The sequence below is a fragment of the Blastococcus sp. SYSU DS0616 genome (assembly GCF_054051015.1).
The window spans coordinates 1-16,925 of the sequence record NZ_JBJHAJ010000010.1 but is presented as its reverse complement, the minus strand read 5'-3'; the positions used below and the strand labels follow the sequence as shown (position 1 = coordinate 16,925).

The 16,925-nt window shown below is 73.9% G+C and carries 17 protein-coding genes and 1 pseudogene; 9 read left to right on the top strand and 9 right to left on the bottom strand.

Translation table 11 applies throughout. The features are described 5' to 3' along the window. Positions 1–52 precede the first annotated feature (52 nt). From ACI79K_RS09440 to ACI79K_RS09420, 5 genes are all read right to left on the bottom strand, one after another. Positions 53–346 (bottom strand): DUF1416 domain-containing protein, encoded by a 294-nt coding sequence (locus ACI79K_RS09440; protein WP_456589180.1) that lies wholly within the window; start codon positions 344–346, stop codon positions 53–55. 6 nt (positions 347–352) lie between these two features. Continuing rightward, positions 353–1,180, bottom strand: a complete 828-nt coding sequence (locus ACI79K_RS09435; RefSeq protein ID WP_456589181.1) for a sulfurtransferase — start codon at positions 1,178–1,180, stop codon at positions 353–355. Positions 1,181–1,416: 236 nt separating this feature from the next. Continuing rightward, positions 1,417–1,743, bottom strand: coding sequence for a thioredoxin family protein (locus ACI79K_RS09430; RefSeq protein ID WP_456589182.1), 327 nt, complete (start codon positions 1,741–1,743; stop codon positions 1,417–1,419). Positions 1,744–1,797: 54 nt separating this feature from the next. After that, a complete protein-coding gene (locus tag ACI79K_RS09425) occupies positions 1,798–2,487 on the bottom strand; it encodes an LmeA family phospholipid-binding protein (protein ID WP_456589183.1) in 690 nt (229 codons plus the stop codon). Continuing rightward, entirely contained in the window at positions 2,484–3,308 is an 825-nt protein-coding gene (locus ACI79K_RS09420) for a hypothetical protein (protein WP_456589184.1), read from the bottom strand. Before ACI79K_RS09420 ends, ACI79K_RS09425 begins: the two co-directional genes overlap by 4 nt. A 250-nt stretch (positions 3,309–3,558) precedes the next feature. Between ACI79K_RS09420 and ACI79K_RS09415 the strand changes: the two genes are divergently transcribed. Next, positions 3,559–4,314 (top strand): winged helix-turn-helix transcriptional regulator, encoded by a 756-nt coding sequence (locus ACI79K_RS09415; RefSeq protein WP_456589185.1) that lies wholly within the window; start codon positions 3,559–3,561, stop codon positions 4,312–4,314. 7 nt (positions 4,315–4,321) lie between these two features. After that, positions 4,322–5,215, top strand: coding sequence for a mycothiol synthase (gene mshD / locus ACI79K_RS09410; protein ID WP_456599572.1), 894 nt, complete (start codon positions 4,322–4,324; stop codon positions 5,213–5,215). Between the two features lie 30 nt (positions 5,216–5,245). Here mshD and ACI79K_RS09405 read toward each other — a convergent pair whose 3' ends face one another. Together ACI79K_RS09405 and ACI79K_RS09400 are read right to left on the bottom strand one after the other, a co-directional pair. Then, complete coding sequence (locus ACI79K_RS09405) at positions 5,246–5,557, bottom strand: twin-arginine translocase TatA/TatE family subunit (RefSeq protein WP_456589187.1); 312 nt, start codon at positions 5,555–5,557, stop codon at positions 5,246–5,248. Positions 5,558–5,592: 35 nt separating this feature from the next. Then, positions 5,593–6,240 (bottom strand): flavodoxin domain-containing protein, encoded by a 648-nt coding sequence (locus ACI79K_RS09400; protein ID WP_456599571.1) that lies wholly within the window; start codon positions 6,238–6,240, stop codon positions 5,593–5,595. A 286-nt stretch (positions 6,241–6,526) separates the two neighbouring features. Here ACI79K_RS09400 and ACI79K_RS09395 point away from each other — a divergent pair, with 286 nt between their 5' ends. Next, positions 6,527–8,005: a PhoX family protein gene (locus ACI79K_RS09395; RefSeq protein ID WP_456589189.1), complete on the top strand. Its 1,479-nt coding sequence runs from the start codon at positions 6,527–6,529 to the stop codon at positions 8,003–8,005. A gap of 339 nt (positions 8,006–8,344) precedes the next feature. Continuing rightward, positions 8,345–9,304 (top strand): lysophospholipid acyltransferase family protein, encoded by a 960-nt coding sequence (locus ACI79K_RS09390; RefSeq protein ID WP_456599618.1) that lies wholly within the window; start codon positions 8,345–8,347, stop codon positions 9,302–9,304. 26 nt (positions 9,305–9,330) lie between these two features. Here the strand turns inward: ACI79K_RS09390 and ACI79K_RS09385 are convergent, their stop codons facing one another. Continuing rightward, a complete protein-coding gene (locus ACI79K_RS09385; RefSeq protein WP_456589190.1) occupies positions 9,331–9,666 on the bottom strand; it encodes a hypothetical protein in 336 nt (111 codons plus the stop codon). 399 nt (positions 9,667–10,065) lie between these two features. Here ACI79K_RS09385 and pstS point away from each other — a divergent pair, with 399 nt between their 5' ends. From pstS to pstB, 4 genes are all read left to right on the top strand, one after another. Beyond that, positions 10,066–11,181, top strand: a complete 1,116-nt coding sequence (pstS, locus tag ACI79K_RS09380; protein WP_456599570.1) for a phosphate ABC transporter substrate-binding protein PstS — start codon at positions 10,066–10,068, stop codon at positions 11,179–11,181. Between the two features lie 116 nt (positions 11,182–11,297). Then, positions 11,298–12,251, top strand: coding sequence for a phosphate ABC transporter permease subunit PstC (gene pstC / locus ACI79K_RS09375; protein WP_456599569.1), 954 nt, complete (start codon positions 11,298–11,300; stop codon positions 12,249–12,251). Further along, positions 12,251–13,336 (top strand): phosphate ABC transporter permease PstA, encoded by a 1,086-nt coding sequence (pstA, locus tag ACI79K_RS09370; protein WP_456599568.1) that lies wholly within the window; start codon positions 12,251–12,253, stop codon positions 13,334–13,336. The genes pstC and pstA overlap by 1 nt, the downstream gene beginning before the upstream one ends. 30 nt (positions 13,337–13,366) lie before the next feature. After that, positions 13,367–14,146, top strand: a complete 780-nt coding sequence (pstB, locus tag ACI79K_RS09365) for a phosphate ABC transporter ATP-binding protein PstB (protein ID WP_456589194.1) — start codon at positions 13,367–13,369, stop codon at positions 14,144–14,146. A gap of 64 nt (positions 14,147–14,210) precedes the next feature. Here pstB and ACI79K_RS09360 read toward each other — a convergent pair whose 3' ends face one another. Further along, the gene (locus ACI79K_RS09360) at positions 14,211–15,620 is read right to left on the bottom strand and encodes an LCP family protein (RefSeq protein ID WP_456599567.1); all 1,410 of its coding nucleotides are present in this window, start codon (positions 15,618–15,620) and stop codon (positions 14,211–14,213) included. Positions 15,621–16,450: 830 nt separating this feature from the next. On the opposite strand from ACI79K_RS09360, the pseudogene ACI79K_RS09355 reads away from it, so the two are divergent. Next, a pseudogene (locus ACI79K_RS09355) lies at positions 16,451–16,925 on the top strand (hypothetical protein); the annotation flags it as partial.

Genomic DNA, 16,925 nt, shown 5'->3' with positions numbered 1-16,925 from the left:
AACACCGACGGCCCGTCCCCCGGAGGGAGACGGGCCGTCGGACACCACCGCGTCAGGCGATCGGGACCGTGGTCTCGTTCAGCCCCACCTCGGCGGCGAGCTCGCGCTCTCCCTTGCCGACCGCGGCCAGGGCGCGCAGCTTCCACGGCCCGGGGGCGGCGAAGAACCGGAACTCACCCTCGGGGCTGGTGACCACCTCGGCGGTGAACTCGTCGGTCGAGTCCAGCAGCCGGACGTATGCCCCGGCCACCGGGGCGCCGTCGTGCCACACCGAACCCTGGATGACCGTCTGCGTGCTCAGGTCGATCCCGTCGAGGGAACCGCCCTGCTTCGGCGCTCCGCACATGTCAGCTCACTTCTCGATCGGGACGCCGACGAGGGAGCCGTACTCCACCCAGCTGCCGTCGTAGTTCTTGACGTTCTTCTTGCCGAGCAGCTCCCGCAGGACGAACCAGGTGTGGCTCGAGCGCTCGCCGATGCGGCAGTAGGCGATCGTCTCCCGGCTGTCGTCGAAGCCCTGCTCGGCGTAGAGCTTGGCCAGCTCCTCGTCGGACTTGAAGGTGCCGTCCTCGTTGGCGGCCTTGCTCCACGGGATGTTGATCGCCGTGGGCACGTGGCCGGCCTTCTGCGACTGCTCCTGCGGCAGGTGCGCGGGCGCGAGGATCTTGCCGGAGAACTCGTCGGGCGAGCGGACGTCGACGATGTTCTTGCTGCCGATGGAGGCCACGACCTCGTCGCGGAACGCGCGGATCGAGAGGTCCGGCTCGCTCGCCCGGTACTGCGTGGCCGGGCGCTGCGGAGCGTCCTTGGACAGCGGGCGCCCGTCCAGCTCCCACTTCTTCCGGCCGCCGTCCATCAGCTTCACGTCGGAGTGGCCGTAGATCTTGAAGTACCAGTAGGCGTAGGCGGCGAACCAGTTGTTGTTGCCGCCGTAGAGCACGACGGTGTCGTCGTTGCCGATCCCCCGGGCCGACATGAGCTCCTCGAAGGCGCTCTTGTCCAGGAAGTCGCGGCGCAGCGGGTCCTGCAGGTCCTTCTTCCAGTCCAGCTTGACGGCGCCCTCGATGTGGCCGCCGTCGTAGGCGCTGGTGTCCTCGTCGACCTCGACGAGGACGATGCCGGGCTGGCCCAGGTGCTCCTGGACCCAGTCGACGGTGACGAGCACGTCGTTGCGGCTCATGGTGGTGGTCCTCCGGATGATCGGTGTGCGGTCGGTCGGTCTGGTGCTGCAGGGACGACGCTGATCGCTCGGACCGCGGAACTCACGGGAGAGAGGGGCATCCCGACGGCGCGGAGAGCGCGTCTGGACGGCGCGGTGCCGCCCTCAGAGGGCGGGACACAGGCAGCTGCCGACGCGGCACAGGTCGACTGTGCGGCGCGAGGTCAGCAGGATGCCCACGGCGCGAGGGTAGCCGATCACCGCGCCCCGCCCACGTGGGCGTCCACCAGTGCGAGGAGTTCCTCCGGCCGGGGTGCGCCGGTGCTGCGCCCCACGAGCGCTCCGGCCCGGTCGAGGTAGAAGAGCGTGGGCGTCCGCCGGACGCCGAGCTCACGCACCTCGTCCAGGTGGCTCTCCGCGTCGACGTGCACCGTGACGAGGCCGGGTCGGGTCGCCTCCAGCCGGGCCAGCCGCGCCCTGGTCGCCCGACACGGCCCGCAGAACGCGGTGGAGAACTGCACCACGGTCAGGTCCGCCTCGGCCGGTCGCACGCCGAGCCGTCCGAACACCGCAGTCGTGTCCACCGCATCCACCTCCGCTCCGGGCACCGGCTGGCACGAACCGGGGCCACCAGGGCGCTATTCCGGCCGGAGAACCGTGTCCTCGGCCACCGCGCGCACCTCGACGCCGTCCTCCGCGGGGGTCACGTCCGTGAGCCGGAGCCCGTAGGGCAGCTCCACGGGGTACCGGAGGTCGAGCAGCTCGGTGACCCGGCCGACGAGGGAACGGGGCACCTCGACGCCGGCACCGGCGACGCGGTCGACGTCGACGACGAGCTCGTCCCCGTCGACCGAGACGGTGCCGGCTGCGGTGAGCGGCAGCGTGCGGCCGAGCAGCTCGACCGTCCGGGTGATCCGGAGCCCCTCGCCCTCGCGCTCCAGCGTGGTGTCCCCGCCGAGCTCCCGGGCGAGCAGCTCGTAGGAGAGCGTCGCCGTCCCGTCGATGCGCTCGACGGGCACCTCCTGCACCGTCCCCGACCGCAGCTCGGACAGGGGCAGGTGCACACCGCGGAGGGTGACGTCGGCGCGGGTGCCCTCGGGCTGGCCCAGGTCTTCCGCGGTCAGCGAGACGTGGACCTCCTCGTAGCGCCCGCCGACGGCCTGGGTGAGGAACGGGAACCCGCGGACGTCGACCTCCGGGCGGCCGGCCAGCTCGTCCTGGCTCGCCAGCTGCTCGGCGACCCGGTCCTCGGCGAAGCCCACCGCGACCCGGTCGAGCAGGACGCCGACGCCGAGGAGCAGGACCAGGAGGACGGCGACGACCTTCACAGGACGGTCAGCAGGGCCAGGGCCACCGGGGCGCAGGCGGCGAAGGGCAGCACGACCTGCACCACGGTCGGTGCCCACGGGGAGAGCGCCTCCGCCTGGCCCTCGCTGGTCGTCTCGACGGCGAGGTAGCTGCCGGCCACGGCCACCAGCGCCACCACCCCGGCGACGACGGCACCGACGGCCGGTGCGCGCAGCGCACCGAGCTCGGCCAGGTCGCGGACGGCCCAGGCCGTGCCCGCGCCCGCGAGCACCGCGAGGACGATGCCGAGCAAACCACGGGGGACGCCGGGGGCGAGCTGCGGCCGCGGCAGCACCTGGTCGACCAGGTGGCCGACCAGGAGCGCGACCCCGGCCACCAGGGCGGTCGTGGCCAGGCGGCCGTCGTCGGCCCGGCCCAGCGGGAGGAGCACCGCGAGTGCGCCGACGGCGGTGATCAGCACGGCCGACCCGGCCAGCGAGTCGACCAGGTCGTGCCGTGGCGAGCGCAGCATCTGCTGCAGGACGGCGGCGAGGAAGCCGATGCCGAGCACGGCCAGCAGACCGCCCGGACCCGGGTCCTCGGGCAGCGCCAGCGCGAGGTCCGCCGCCACGGCGGCGGCCGTGCCGACGGCGAGCGAGGCCGCGAAGCCCTGCATCCCGGTGGCGAGCACCCAGGAGAGGACCAGCGCCAGCTGCAGCACGAGCACGGCGGCGAGCGCGCCCACCTCGCCGACCGCCGCCGGGAGGCCGGCGAGCAGGCCCGCCGCGACGACGGCGAGCCCCGCGGCCGACAGGTGGTGCGGTCGGGCCGGTGTCGTCGACGGGACCGCGGTGGGGCTCACGCGCCGATCGTCTCAGAAGCCCGACGCCCGATCCGCCCGACGAGCGGAGCGCTCGCTCCGCTCTCGGCGTGTCCGGGCCCCGGGACCACCCGTGCGGTGGCGGTGGGCCTGCGGGCGGCACTTCGACCGGCCGCCTCCGCGGCAGCTGGGGCTGTCCGGCAGGCACGTCCGCTATCCTGCTGGCTCACCTCGACAGCGTTGTCGCAGGTCCGGTCGGCGCCCGCCGGCCCCGGACCCCGGAGGAGACGACATGCGACTCGTGCTCATGACCGCCGCACGTCAGGCCACGACCGAGGTGCTGCCCGCCCTGGGGCTGCTCGGCCACCAGGTCCGCGTCGTGGCGCCCGAGCTCTCCAGCCTCCTCGACGGCGACTCCGGCGACGTGGTCCTGGTCGACGCCCGGTACGACCTCATCCAGGCGCGCACCCTGTGCGGGCTGCTGTCCTCCACCGGGGTGGCCTCGGCGCTGGTCGCGGTGCTCTCCGAGGGCGGGTTGGTCGCCCTGTCCGCGGACTGGGGCGTCGACGACGTCCTCCTGGACACCGCCGGCCCGGCGGAGGTCGACGCCCGGCTGAAGTGGGCGACCGCCCGGCGGCTGGCCGCGACCACCCCGGCCGACGGCGCCGACGGCGGGGTCACCCAGGCCGGTGAGCTGGTGATCGACGAGCACAGCTACTCGGCGAAGCTGCGTGGCCGCCCGCTCGACCTCACCTACAAGGAGTTCGAGCTGCTGAAGTACCTGGCGCAGCACCCGGGGCGGGTCTTCTCCCGCGCGCAGCTGCTCCAGGAGATCTGGGGTTACGACTACTTCGGCGGCACCCGCACCGTCGACGTCCACGTGCGCCGGCTGCGGGCCAAGCTCGGCACCGAGCACGAGGCGCTGATCGGCACCGTGCGCAACGTCGGCTACAAGCTGGACCAGCAGGTGGCCGACGCCACCGCCCGGGCCGCCGCGGAGGGCCGCGCCGCGACCGCCGAGGACAGGGCCGGCGCCGAACTGGTCTGATGGCCCGGTGATCGACGATCCCGACGTCGCCGGCGTCCTCGCCCTGCTCCGCGCCGCCGGCGCCGCGGACGGGGTCCGCCCCGTCTCCGAGGAGGGCGAGCTGCGGCTCCGCCACGGGTCCCCCGGTGGGCACGACCTCACCGTCCACGACGAGGACGGCGCCCTGGCCGGCTACGCCCGCCTCGACGGCGACACCGCCGAGCTGGTGGTGCACCCCGAGCGGAGACGGCGTGGCCACGGCACCGCGCTGCTGCGCCGCCTCCTGGACGTCGCCGGCGACCGGCCGCTGAACGTCTGGGCGCACGGCGACCTGCCCGGATCCGCCGAGCTGCTCGCTCCGCACGGGTTCCGGCGGGCACGGGTCCTGCTGCAGATGCGGCGGGACCTGGCCGGCATCGACCCCGAGCCGCGACCCGAGCTGCCCGCCGACGTCCGGGTGGTGCCGTTCGTCCCCGGCCGCGACGAGGAGGCGTGGCTGGGGGTGAACGCCCGCGCCTTCGCCTGGCACCCGGAGCAGGGCCGGATGACGCGCGCGGACCTCGAGCTGCGCGAGGCCGAGCCGTGGTTCGACCCGGAGGGCTTCCTGATGGCCTGGCGGGGGGATCCGGGAGCCGGCGAGCTGCTCGGCTTCCACTGGACCAAGGTGCACCCGGCCGGGGACGCCGGTCCCGAGCCGGTCGGAGAGATCTACGTGCTCGGCGTCGACCCGGCGGCCCAGGGGCTGAGGCTCGGCCGGGCACTCACCGATCTGGGTCTGGCACACCTGCGCCGGCAGGGCCTCGAGGAGGTGCTGCTGTACGTCGAGGAGGACAACGCGGCGGCGGTGCGCTTGTACGAGGGGCGGGGGTTCCGCCGGTTCGCCGTCGACGTCGCGTGGCACCGGGAGTCGCAGCGCTCCTGAGGCCGTTCGGCGGCTACGGGGCGGGAGCGCTCAGGACGACGTGGCGGAACCCCGACGGGCCGGGTCACCGCGGTACGCCGACTGGTCGTCGTCCTCCCCGAGGAGGTGGTCCCGGAGGAAGGTCTTCGGGTGGTAGCGGCGGAGGTCGACGTCGCGGAGGTGTTCGAAGTCCCCGCCGAGGGTGTCGTGCAGCTGTCCGCGCACACCGGTCACCGCACCCCGCACCCGCTTCAGGCCGCCGGCGGCGTCCTTCGCCAGGTCCGGCAGCCGCTCCGGGCCGAAGATGAACAGCGCGGCCAGGCCGAGGACGACGATCTCGCCCCACCCGATGGAGCTGAACACCGGCGCTCCCCTCAGGATCGATCAGCGGACAGGACTCAGCCCAGGGCGGGGACCGCGTGCCCGACGGCGGCCTCGGTGGCGATCTCCCCCGCCCAGCTCCGGACGGCTCCCCAGTTCCGGAGATCGCCTCCCGCGCCGCCGGTCGGCCAGACGCTCCGTTCGGCGGCCGAGAGCAGCCGCCGCTCCAGCCGGCCGCTGAACAGGCGGTGACCGCGGGCCCCGATGCGGTCACCGAAGGAGCGCGCGTCCCCGTCGCCACCGTCGGAGCACCCCGGGTGGCTGGCGCCCAGTCCGCTGGAGAACAGCCACGTCGGGCGGCGGAGCAGCTCCGGGGCGACGGCCTCGACGTAGCGCCGGGCCGGCTCCAGCCAGCGGCCCGAGTAGACGGCGCTGCCGAGCACGACGGCGTCGAAGTCGGCCGGGTCGGGCAGCAGCTCCACCGGGGCCAGGGTCGCGGACAACCGACCGCTGCGTCCCGCAGGCGATGCGGACAACCCCCGGGCCATCTCGGCGGCGATCTCCCTGGTCGACCCGTGCCGGCTGGCGAAGGCCACCAGCACGCGGGGACCACCGCTGCCGCCGGTCCGGGCGGTCAGCGAGGTGAGGAGATCCCCGGTTCCGGGAGGACAGGCCCGGACGGGCGTGGGGGTCGCGCCGGGGCTCGTCGCCAGCAGGTGGGTCATGACCGTGGACGCTATGCGGCACGGGACCGCGTCGGCGTGAACTCCGGGGGAACAGCCGCCGACCCCGGGAGAGCCGGTGCAGAGGGCTCCCGAGTCCCGCGCGCGCGGAGGCCGGCGCCGCAGGAGAACGCGCGGTCGGCCGGCTCGCCGCCGGGTGAACTCGACGCCCCGACCGTTGTCCGAGGGTTCGCCCGCGGGCCGTCCGAGCGCCTCATGGCGTGCCTAGCGTCCGACAGGCCCTGGGGTTGCACCGGCCCCGCGGACCCACTCCGAGGAGACACGGTTCATGACCATCTCGTTCGATCGACGCAAGTTCCTGCAGCGCGGCGCAGCGGTCACCGCCGGCACGATGCTGGCCAGCGGCACCCAGCTCCTGGGGGCGCACGGCGCGCTCGCCGCCCCCGGCGCTCGCGGCCAGCAGCTGAAGGCCCCCGACAACGGCGGCTACGGCCCGCTGCAGCCCACGAAGGACCGGACCACCGGGCGGACCCTGCTGAACCTGCCGGCCGGCTTCGAGTACGCCTCGTTCGGCCACGCCGCCGAGTACGCCGCCGCCCTCGGCCTGCCGGCCGCGGTCGGCTCCGACGGGTACCCCACCCCCGGCCGTCACGACGGCATGGCGACGTTCACCGAGCCCCAGAGCTACCGGGGCATCATCAAGCTGGTCCGCAACCACGAGCAGGGCTACTCGCCGATCGACGCAGGGCAGGAGCCGGGGGACTACACCGGCCGCGACTACGACCGCGACCTGATCGGTGACCCGGCGTCGGCGTACGACCCGATGGCCGCCGGTGGGACCACGACCCTGACGTTCGACACGCGTTCGCTGACGCTGGTCGACAGCTTCATCAGCCTCAACGGCACGTCGGTCAACTGCGCCGGCGGCCCGACGCCCTGGGGCTCCTGGCTGAGCTGCGAGGAGACGGTCAACGGGACCCAGAACGGGTTCACGAAGAACCACGGCTACATCTTCGAGGTCCCGGCCAACGCTCCCGACCGGAAGCGGAGCCGCGGCCCCTTCCCGGAGATGGGCCGGTTCGCGCACGAGGCGGTGGCCGTCGACCCGGCCAACGGGACCGTCTACGAGACCGAGGACAGCGGCAACACCTCCGGGTTCTACCGCTTCCTCCCCAACAAGCCGGGCTACCTGGCCGAGGGCGGCACCCTCCAGATGCTCGCCGTCAAGGGTCAGCCCCAGCTGAAGACGTACGAGGGCCACAGCGACCGCGTGGGCCAGCCGATGCAGGTCGAGTGGGTCACCATCGACGACCCGGACCCGGCCGACATCACCACGGAGTCGGTCTTCAACCAGGGCTTCGCCAAGGGTGGCGCCGCCTTCGCCCGTCTCGAGGGCTGCTGGTACGACGGGGGCAGCATCTTCTTCAACGCCACCAGCGGCGGTGACGTCGGCGCCGGCCAGGTGTGGGAGTTCCGGCCGCGCGGTCGCTCCGGCGGCCAGCTGATCCTGCTCTTCGAGTCGCCGTCCCCGGAGGTGCTCGACGCGCCGGACAACCTGACCGTCAGCCCCCGCGGCGGGCTGGTCCTGTGCGAGGACGGCGGCGGTGAGCAGTACGTCCGCGCCCTCAACGAGCGGGGCGAAATCTTCGACTTCGCGCGCAACAGCATCGAGGGCACGGAGGACGACATGAACAACGAGTTCGCCGGGGCCTGCTTCAGCCCGGACGGCGACGTCCTCTTCGTCAACATCCAGACCCCGGGTGTCAGCTTCGCCATCCGCGGCCCCTGGGAGAAGGGCGCGATCTGACGCCCGGTACCTGCGCGGGGCTCCGGCACGCACGCTGACGCCTCGGTCCACCGGCTGCGCCCCGGCATCTCCCCGGATGCCGGGGCGCAGTCGCGTGTCCCGGGTCGTCCATCGCCCCCCCGTGACTCTTCGATCCGCCGTCGCGCCGGCTCTGCCTCGCGGACACCGCACATCCACCCGGACCCGCGACCGTGTCGTCGTGCCCCTTGCCCCAGACCACGCCGGCCGGCCCGACGCTCCCGGCCGCTCCCGGACCCGCCGGCGCGGATGCGCGTCGATCCCCGTGGACGCCGGCGTCCGGGGAGTCCGCGCCCGGCACCTCCCCTCCTGGCCTTGCGGGTGCCCCCGCACGAGCCCGTCGACGTCGAGGCGCCCGCTCGGCCGGAGCGCTCGGTGACGTCGCCGCTGGAGCGGAGCCCGCTGCAGACGCCGGCGGATCACTGCGGGTGGGCTGACGGCCCTCGCGCCGACGCGGCGACCCGCCGGCGCCGGTCGTGTCGCCTGGTCGGGGCGCTGCTGGCCGCGGCGATCCGCGTCCCGCTGCGGGCAGGCGCCGGCGGGAACGGCCGGCGGCGGGCCGCCGTCTGCAGCGCCGCCGGCATCCTCACCGCGCTGGGGGTCCGCGTCGAGGTCGTGAACCCGCCGCGGCCCTGGCCGCGCCCGCGGACCGGCCACCTCGTCGTGAGCAACCACGCCTCCTGGCTCGACGGGCTCGCTCTGCTCGTCGCCGTGCGGGCGACACCGGTGGTCGAGGCCGGCGAGCGGGACCGGGCGCTCGTGGGCCGGCTGGCACGGCGCCTCGGCGTGGTGGTCGTGGAGCCCGAGCGACCGCAGTCGGTCGCGGCAGCGGCTGCGGAGGTCGCTGCACGACTCCGTCGCGGCGAATCCGTCACGGTGCGCCCGGAGGGAGCACCGAGCTGCAGCGGACCGGTCCTGGGCTTCCGCCCGGTCTTCTTCCAGGCCGCCGTGGACGCCGGCGCGGCGGTGTGCCCCGTGTCGATCCGGTACCGCACCGCCACCGCGGGGCCCACCGGCCGGCACGTCTGCGTCGGTGGCTCGCTGGGGAGCAGCATCCGACGGGTCCTCGCCACGCGGGACCTCGTGGTCGAAGTGCACCTGCTGCCCGCGCTGGAGGCGACCACGCACGACCGGAGGGCCCTCGCGGCGCACGCGATCGGTGGTGCCGGCCGGCCCCTGCCATCGCCGGACGGCAGCACACCCGGCCCCGCCCGGTCGAGCTCCACCCTCGGCCGGCCCGGGATCCCCGTCCCGCGCCGGCACATCCCGCCGGCCGCTTGAGGCGACGCCGACGGGACACCGCCGCGCTACAGCCCGACGCCGGCGCCCCGGCGACCGCGACCGCCCCGCCGGCCGCGGCAGACCCCTGCGACGAGCGGGGTCAGCACCAGGGCCGCGGGGAAGGCGAACGGTCCCAGGCCGCCGGCGGACACCTCGCCCGTGCTCACCAGGGCGGCCCCTGCGGTCCCCGCGGCGACGGCCGATGCCGCCAGGACGAGGACCCGCACCGCGCGACCGCACTCGCGTTCGGGGTCGCCGGACTCCACCGGCGGCTCCCCCGCCTGGTGGACCATCGACGCGCCCGCGGCGACCGCCAGCACCGCGGCCGCCAGCAGCAGCAGGACGGCGACCATCGTGGTCACGCCCCGCGGATCTCGACGCGGCCGGAATGGCTCCTCACGGGCCCACCGTCGGCGGTCGACGTGACCCCGGGGTGGCGCGGACGTGTCAGCCGGCTGGAGTCTGCGAGGCGTCTCCGGGCGCCGACCGCCCCCCTGACGGCGACCTCCGCGACGCCTGGTGACACCGACCCGGGAGGACACGCCCCGAGCCGCACCCGGTCTTGCCCGGCAGGCAGCGCCTGAGGGACCATCGTCCCTGGCCGACGTGACGCCGGCCACCCATGATCATCTCAGTCCTCTGCGGTCGTTCACCCTGCGTTCACCTGCCCTCGGTAAGCGCGCCACCTGAGGTCCCTAGCTTCGGTCGCGTCGGTCCCACGCTGCCCGGAAGACGTCCGGGCGAACCTGAGAGGCCCTGAGTTGAAGCTCAGCACCAAGACGCGCGCCACCACGCTCTCCGTGGCGCTCGCCAGCACCCTCGCGCTCGCCGCCTGCGGCGCGTCCAACGAGTCGAGCAACGCCGGTGGGGGTAGCGACGCCGGCAGCGGCGGCGAGCTGAGCGGCACGCTCGTCGGCGCCGGCGCCAGCAGCCAGCAGGCGGCCATGCAGGGTTGGACCGCGGGGTACAACAGCGTCCAGCCGGACGTGACCGTCAACTACGACCCGGTCGGCTCGGGCGGTGGCCGCGAGCAGTTCCTCGCCGGCGGTACGGACTTCGCCGGCTCGGACGCCGCGCTGGACGAGGAGGAGCTCGCCGAGGCCGAGGAGCGCTGCGGGACCTCCGGGGTGTTCGAGCTGGTCAACTACATCGCGCCGATCGCCGTGGTCTACAACCTCGAGGGCGTCGACGAGCTGAACCTCTCCCCCGAGACGCTCGCGGGGATCTTCAACCAGCAGATCACCAACTGGAACGACCCGGCGATCGCCGCCGACAACCCCGACGCGACGCTGCCCGACCTCCCGATCACGCCGGTCAACCGTGCCGACGACTCCGGCACCACGGAGAACTTCACCGAGTACCTGGCCGCCGCGGCGGCCGACGCGTGGCCGCACGAGCCCGACGGCGTCTGGCCGGTGTCCGGCGGCGAGGCTGCCCAGGGCACCTCGGGCGTGGTGAGCGCGGTCGGCGCCGGCAACGGCGCCATCGGCTACGCCGACCTGAGCCAGGCCGGCAGCCTCGGCGTGGCCAACATCGGGGTGGGCGACGAGTTCGTCGAGCCGTCCGCCGAGGCCGCGGCCGCGGTCGTCGAGAACTCCGAGACGCTGGAGGGCCGCGGCGAGTACGACTTCGCCATCGAGCTCGCCCGCGACACGACGGAGTCCGGCAACTACCCGATCGTGCTGGTCAGCTACCACGTCGGCTGCATCGAGTACGAGGACCAGGAGACCGCTGACCTGGTCAAGGACTTCATGGGCTACGTAATCAGCGAGGAGGGCCAGCAGGCCGCCGCCGAGGCCGCCGGGTCGGCGCCGATCTCGGACTCCCTGCGCGAGCAGAACCAGTCCGCGATCGACGCGATCACCGCCGCCGGCTGATCCGGCACCATCAGTGACGGCCCGGAGCGTCTGAGACGCTCCGGGCCGTCACTCCGCCCGCCGCCGGCGGGCACACCCGACGGGCACCCCATCGACGCGCAGCAGACGGAGCAGCGGTGACAGTCAGCAGTCCCCCGCAGGAACCGACGGCTCCCCGGGCAGTACGACGGCCCGGCGACCGGATCTTCGCCGGCAGCGCCAAGGGCGCCGGGATCCTCATCCTCGTCATCCTCGCCGGGGTGACCGTCTTCCTCCTCGCCGAGTCGCTCCCGGCGCTGACCGCGCCGGCGGAGGAGCTCCCGGGCGAGGCCGGGCTGGTCTCCTACGTCTGGCCGCTGATCTTCGGCACGCTGCTGTCCGCCGCGATCGCCCTGCTGGTGGCCACGCCGCTGGCGGTCGGCATCGCGCTGTTCATCACCCACTACGCGCCGCGCCGGCTGGCCCAGGTCCTCGGCTACGTCGTCGACCTCCTCGCCGCCATCCCGAGCATCGTCTACGGGTTCTGGGGCATCTTCTGGCTGGCGCCGCGGCTGGTCCCCTTCTACCGCTGGCTCGAGGAGAACCTCGGCTTCATCCCGCTGTTCGCCGGCCCGGTCTCGGCCACAGGCCGGACGATGCTCACCATCGGCCTGGTGCTGGCGGTCATGATCCTGCCGATCGTCAGCGCCATCTCCCGCGAGGTCTTCACCCAGGTGCCCACGTTGCACACGGAGGCCGCGCTCGCCCTGGGGGCCACCCGGTGGGAGATGATCAAGATGGCGGTCATCCCCTACGGCAAGAGCGGCGTCATCGGTGGCGCCATGCTCGGCCTGGGACGCGCACTGGGCGAGACCATGGCGGTCGCCATCATCCTCTCCGGCTCGGCCGCCGGCATCACCTTCGCCCTGATCTCCAGCGCCAACCCGCAGACCATCGCGGCGAACATCGCGCTGCAGTTCCCGGAGCAGACCGGGCTCGGTGTCAACACGCTGATCGCCAGTGGCCTGGTGCTGTTCGTGATCACGCTCCTGGTCAACATGCTCGCCCGCTGGATCGTCAACCGCCGGGCCGACTTCTCCGGAGCCAACTGATGAGCACGTCGATGCAGCAGCGCAGCACGGGCGTCAGCGCCCCGGGCACGCCCCCCGAGCGGCGCGGGGAAGGCCGGCTCCCCCAGTGGGCGCCGTGGGCCTGCTTCGCCGCCGCCCTGGCGCTGGCGGCCCTCATCGGGTTCCTGACCAGCCCGAACATCGTCCTGCTGGTCATCTACACCGTCGTCCTGGGCACCATCGCCGTCTACGCGACGTCGCGCGTCGTCGAAGGCCCCCGGCGGGCCGTCGACCGGCTGGTCACGTGCCTGGTGGTGACGGCGTTCGGGATCGCCATGGTGCCCCTGGTGTCGCTCGCCTACGAGGTGATCCGCCGCGGCGCGGAGCGGTTCGACGGCGAGTTCTTCGGCGCGTCGCTCCAGGGCATCATCGGCGAGGGCGGTGGCGCCTACCACGCGATCATGGGCACGCTGATCATCACCGCGCTGACCACGCTCATCTCGGTGCCCATCGGCCTGATGACCGCCATCTACCTGGTCGAGTACGGCTCCGGCCGGCTCAAGCGATCCATCACCTTCTTCGTCGACGTCATGACCGGCATCCCGTCGATCGTCGCCGGCCTCTTCGCCTACGCCCTCTTCGTGATCTTCTTCGGCCCGGGGATCCGGCTCGGCATCATGGGTGCCGTGGCCCTCTCGGTCCTGATGATCCCCGTCGTGGTGCGGTCGGCCGAGGAGGTCCTGAAGCTGGTGCCCAACGAGCTGCGCGAGGCCGCCTACGCCCTCGGCGTGCCGAAGTGGCGCACGATCCTCAAGGTCGTCATCCCCACGGCGATCGCCGGCCTCGGGACCGGCATCACGCTGGCCATCGCCCGCGTGATCGGCGAGACCGCTCCGCTCCTGGTGACCGTCGGCATCACCAACGCCACCAACTTCGATCCGTTCGACGGCCGCATGGCCACGCTGCCGGTCTACGCCTACTACCAGCTGACCCAGCCGGGTGTGCCCCCCGAGCACGCGATCGCCCGGGCCTGGACGGCAGCCCTGGTCCTCGTCATGCTGGTCATGGGCCTCAACGTGGTCGCTCGCCTGATCAGCCGCTTCTTCGCCCCCAAGACCAGTCGCTGAGCTTCATCCACCCAGGAAGGGACCACCCCCGTGGCCAAGCGCATCGAGGTGTCGGATCTCGACATCTACTACGGCAAGTTCCTCGCCGTGCAGGGCGTGAACGTCTCCATCGAGCCGCGCAGCATCACGGCGCTTATCGGGCCGTCGGGCTGCGGCAAGTCGACGTTCCTGCGTGCGCTCAACCGCATGCACGAGGTCATCCCCGGTGCGCGCGTCGAGGGCAAGGTCGTCATGGACGGCCAGGACCTCTACGGCTCCGACTCCGACCCCGTGACGGTCCGCCGGCAGATCGGCATGGTGTTCCAGCGGCCGAACCCGTTCCCGACGATGTCCATCTACGACAACGTCGCCGCCGGCATGCGCCTGAACGCGAAGAAGATGAAGAAGTCGGAGACCGACGAGCTCGTCGAGCGCTCGCTGCGCGGAGCCAACCTGTGGGAAGAGGTGAAGGACCGCCTCGACCGGCCCGGCTCGGGCCTCTCCGGTGGTCAGCAGCAGCGGCTCTGCATCGCCCGCGCCATCGCCGTCGAGCCCGACGTGCTGCTCATGGACGAGCCGTGCTCGGCTCTGGACCCGATCTCGACGCTGGCCATCGAGGACCTGATGACCGAGCTCAAGGAGCGGTTCACGATCGTCATCGTGACCCACAACATGCAGCAGGCGGCCCGGGTCAGCGAGCAGACCGGCTTCTTCAACCTCAACGGGGTCGGGCAGCCCGGCCGGCTGATCGAGTTCAACCCGACCGAGAAGATCTTCAGCAACCCCGACGAGAAGGCGACCGAGGACTACATCTCCGGCCGCTTCGGCTGAACGGCCCTGGTGCAGGGCCCCGCCGCGAGCCTGCGAGCGGTGGGGGGGCACCAGGGTCCTTCTACTAGCAGGTGACGGCGGCCGCCTCCGGCTCGGGGGCGGCCGCCGCCGTGTCCGGCGCGGCCTGGACCGGCTCCCGGGCACCGACCTCGACGGGCACGACCGTGGAGTAGCCCGGTCCGATGACCAGCTGGACCGTGTCGACGATCGCATCGCTGGGCTCGATGACGGCGCCGGGGACCGCGGCGGCCACGGTGCGGGCCTGCTCCAGCGCACCCGGCCCGTACCGGACGACGCTCTCGTTCACGGTGCCCGGCTCGTTGCCCACCGCGCCCACGGCGAAGCCCTGCCCCCGGAGCGCGTCGGCGACCGTGGCGGCCAGCCCGGTGGTGGCCGTGCCGTTGAGCACGTCCACGGTGATCTCACCGGGGGCCGCGGTGAGCGGCTCGGGCGCCGCCGGCTCGGGGGCCTGCTCCGGCGCCGGTTCGGGCGCGGCCGCCTCCGGCGCCTCCGGGGTGGCCAGCAGCTCTGCCGGCACCTGGGCGCCGTCGATGACCGCGTCGAAGAGCGCGCGCGTGCCCTGCCGATCGAGGACCACGTAGGCCTCATCGGTGCCGGCCGGCACGTAGCCGACCTGGGCGACCGGCAGCGCGGCGCGCTGGACCGCGTCACCGGAGAGGTCGCCGAGCGTGGCAGCGAGGACGCGCAGATCCCCCAGCGTCGTCTGCTCGTCGACCGTCAGCGCATCCGCGGCCCGGGAGAGGAAGCGGGTGAGGGTGACCGGGTCGAGCACCGTGTCCGCGGACATCGCGGCCCGGAGGGTGGAGGTGAGCAGCCGCTGGGCGCGTTCGGCGACGGCCGCACCGGTGACGTCGACCCCGCTGTCCCCCGGCTCCAGGAAACCCGACGCCGCGGCGCCGGACAGCTCGGACGGCCCGGCCGGGGGCGGGGTGGCCGCGGCAGCGGTGGTCGTCGAGGGAATGACGCAGACGGGGACACCGCCCAGGGCGTCGACCATCCCGGGGAGGCCGGCGAGGTCCACGCCGAGGTAGTGGTCGATCCGGAGGCCGGACAGCTGCTGGACCGCCCGCACCGTGCACGCGGGCCCGCCCTGGAGCAGCGAGCTGGCGAACGCCTCGGTGACCGGGTCGCGCAGCGTGCCGTCGGGCGTACGGCAGACCGGGGTGTCCACGAGCGCCGTGGGGGGCACGCTGACCAGCGCTGCGCGGTCACCCTCGGCCGAGACCGAGACGACCAGGGTGGCCACCGACGCCGCACCGGTCTGCCCGGGGACGCCCGTACCGACGACCAGATAGGTCTCGGCGGCGTCCTGCAGACCCGGGGCGAGGACCTCGGGGCCGTCGACCGCGAGCGCGTCGACCCGGTCGATGCTCTGGTCGACGTAGAAGTACAGCGCCAGGTGGTAGAGGACGACCACGCCCACCACCGCGGCCAGCGCCGTTCCCGCACGCATCAGGCGGCGGCGACGCGGGCTGCGCGGGGGGCGGTCAGCGGCCCGCCGGCGGGTGGCGCCCGACGGGCGCGGCGGCGGAGCCAGCCCGGGGAGCGGGGGGATGGGTCCACTGCGCCGGGAGGGCCGCTCGTCGGGCGCCCAGGCCGTCGGTGTCCCGGCCGCCGACGACCGGTCCGGCGCGGACGGGACCGGGGGAAGTCCTGGCTGCGCACCGGCCGCCGGTGACACCCCCGGCTCGGCGCCGGGGACCGGCGGGAGGCCGGGCTGCGACCCCGCGACGCGGCCGGGCCGGGCGGCGCCGGGGACCGGCGGGAGCCCGGACCGGACGGCGGGGGCGTCCGCTGGGCCGGCCGGAGGGATGCCGGCGCCGGGCCCGGAGAGCGGACCGCGCTCGGCCGGCCGCGGCTGGTCGCCGCCTCGGGCCGGATCTGCCGCCTCCCGCCGGCCATCGGGGGCAGCGGTGTCACCGCGGGAGGACGACGGCTGGGCAGAGCCCCGCCGAGCGGCCCGTCGACCACCGACGGCGTTGCCCTGCCGGGCGAGGAGCTGCTCGACGGTCACCGGCTCCGCGACGCCGTCGGCCGGGGCGCGCCCCCGGCGGGTGCGACCGGGGACGTCGCGGCCATCCGCGTCGCCCCACCTCGGCTGATCACCCACAGGTGTCGACACCTTTTCGTCGTCCGCATGTCCCTGCCTGTCGTCCCACGATACGGGCGGATCTGCGATCGCCACGCCGACGCGCGGGCGCCGCTGCGCCGACGTGCGGCCCGATCGGGGCGAGGGGCGCAACCGAATGGTGGGCCACCGGCGCACTGCGTACCGTCCACACGGTGCGCCTGCCCTCCGTTCCCGGCCCGTCCGACGTCTTCGCCGCGGTGGGCGGTCTGCGCGAGGGCGTGGCGGACGCCCTCGCTCTGGTGCCGCGGGCAGCCGGCGTCCTCGGCCGCGTGGAGCAACTGCTGGACCAGGCGTCCGGGATGGTTGCCCGCGTCGAGACGCTGCTCGACCGGGCGGACGTGGCGATCACCGGTCTGGACGACACCCGGTTGGCCGCGGACGAGGCCATCGTCGCCGTCGGCCGGACCCGGATCGCCGCGGACGAGGCCATCACCGCCATCGGCGACACCCGTACCAAGGCCGACGACGCCATCGAGGCCATGGGCCACACCCGCACCAAAGCCGACGACGCCATCGAGGCCATGGGCCACACCCGCACCAAAGCCGACGACGCCATCGAGGCCATGGGCCACACCCGCACCAAAGCCGACGACGCCATCGAGGCCATGGGCCACACCCGCACCAAAG

Coding starts and splice junctions, on each gene's coding strand:
- ACI79K_RS09440 (WP_456589180.1), bottom strand. CDS start 346: ATGTGCGGAGCGCCGAAGCAGGGCGGTTCCCTCGACGGGATCGACCTG.
- ACI79K_RS09435 (WP_456589181.1), bottom strand. CDS start 1,180: ATGAGCCGCAACGACGTGCTCGTCACCGTCGACTGGGTCCAGGAGCAC.
- ACI79K_RS09415 (WP_456589185.1), top strand. CDS start 3,559: ATGCGACTCGTGCTCATGACCGCCGCACGTCAGGCCACGACCGAGGTG.
- ACI79K_RS09400 (WP_456599571.1), bottom strand. CDS start 6,240: ATGACCCACCTGCTGGCGACGAGCCCCGGCGCGACCCCCACGCCCGTC.
- ACI79K_RS09395 (WP_456589189.1), top strand. CDS start 6,527: ATGACCATCTCGTTCGATCGACGCAAGTTCCTGCAGCGCGGCGCAGCG.
- pstA (WP_456599568.1), top strand. CDS start 12,251: ATGAGCACGTCGATGCAGCAGCGCAGCACGGGCGTCAGCGCCCCGGGC.
- ACI79K_RS09360 (WP_456599567.1), bottom strand. CDS start 15,620: ATGCGTGCGGGAACGGCGCTGGCCGCGGTGGTGGGCGTGGTCGTCCTC.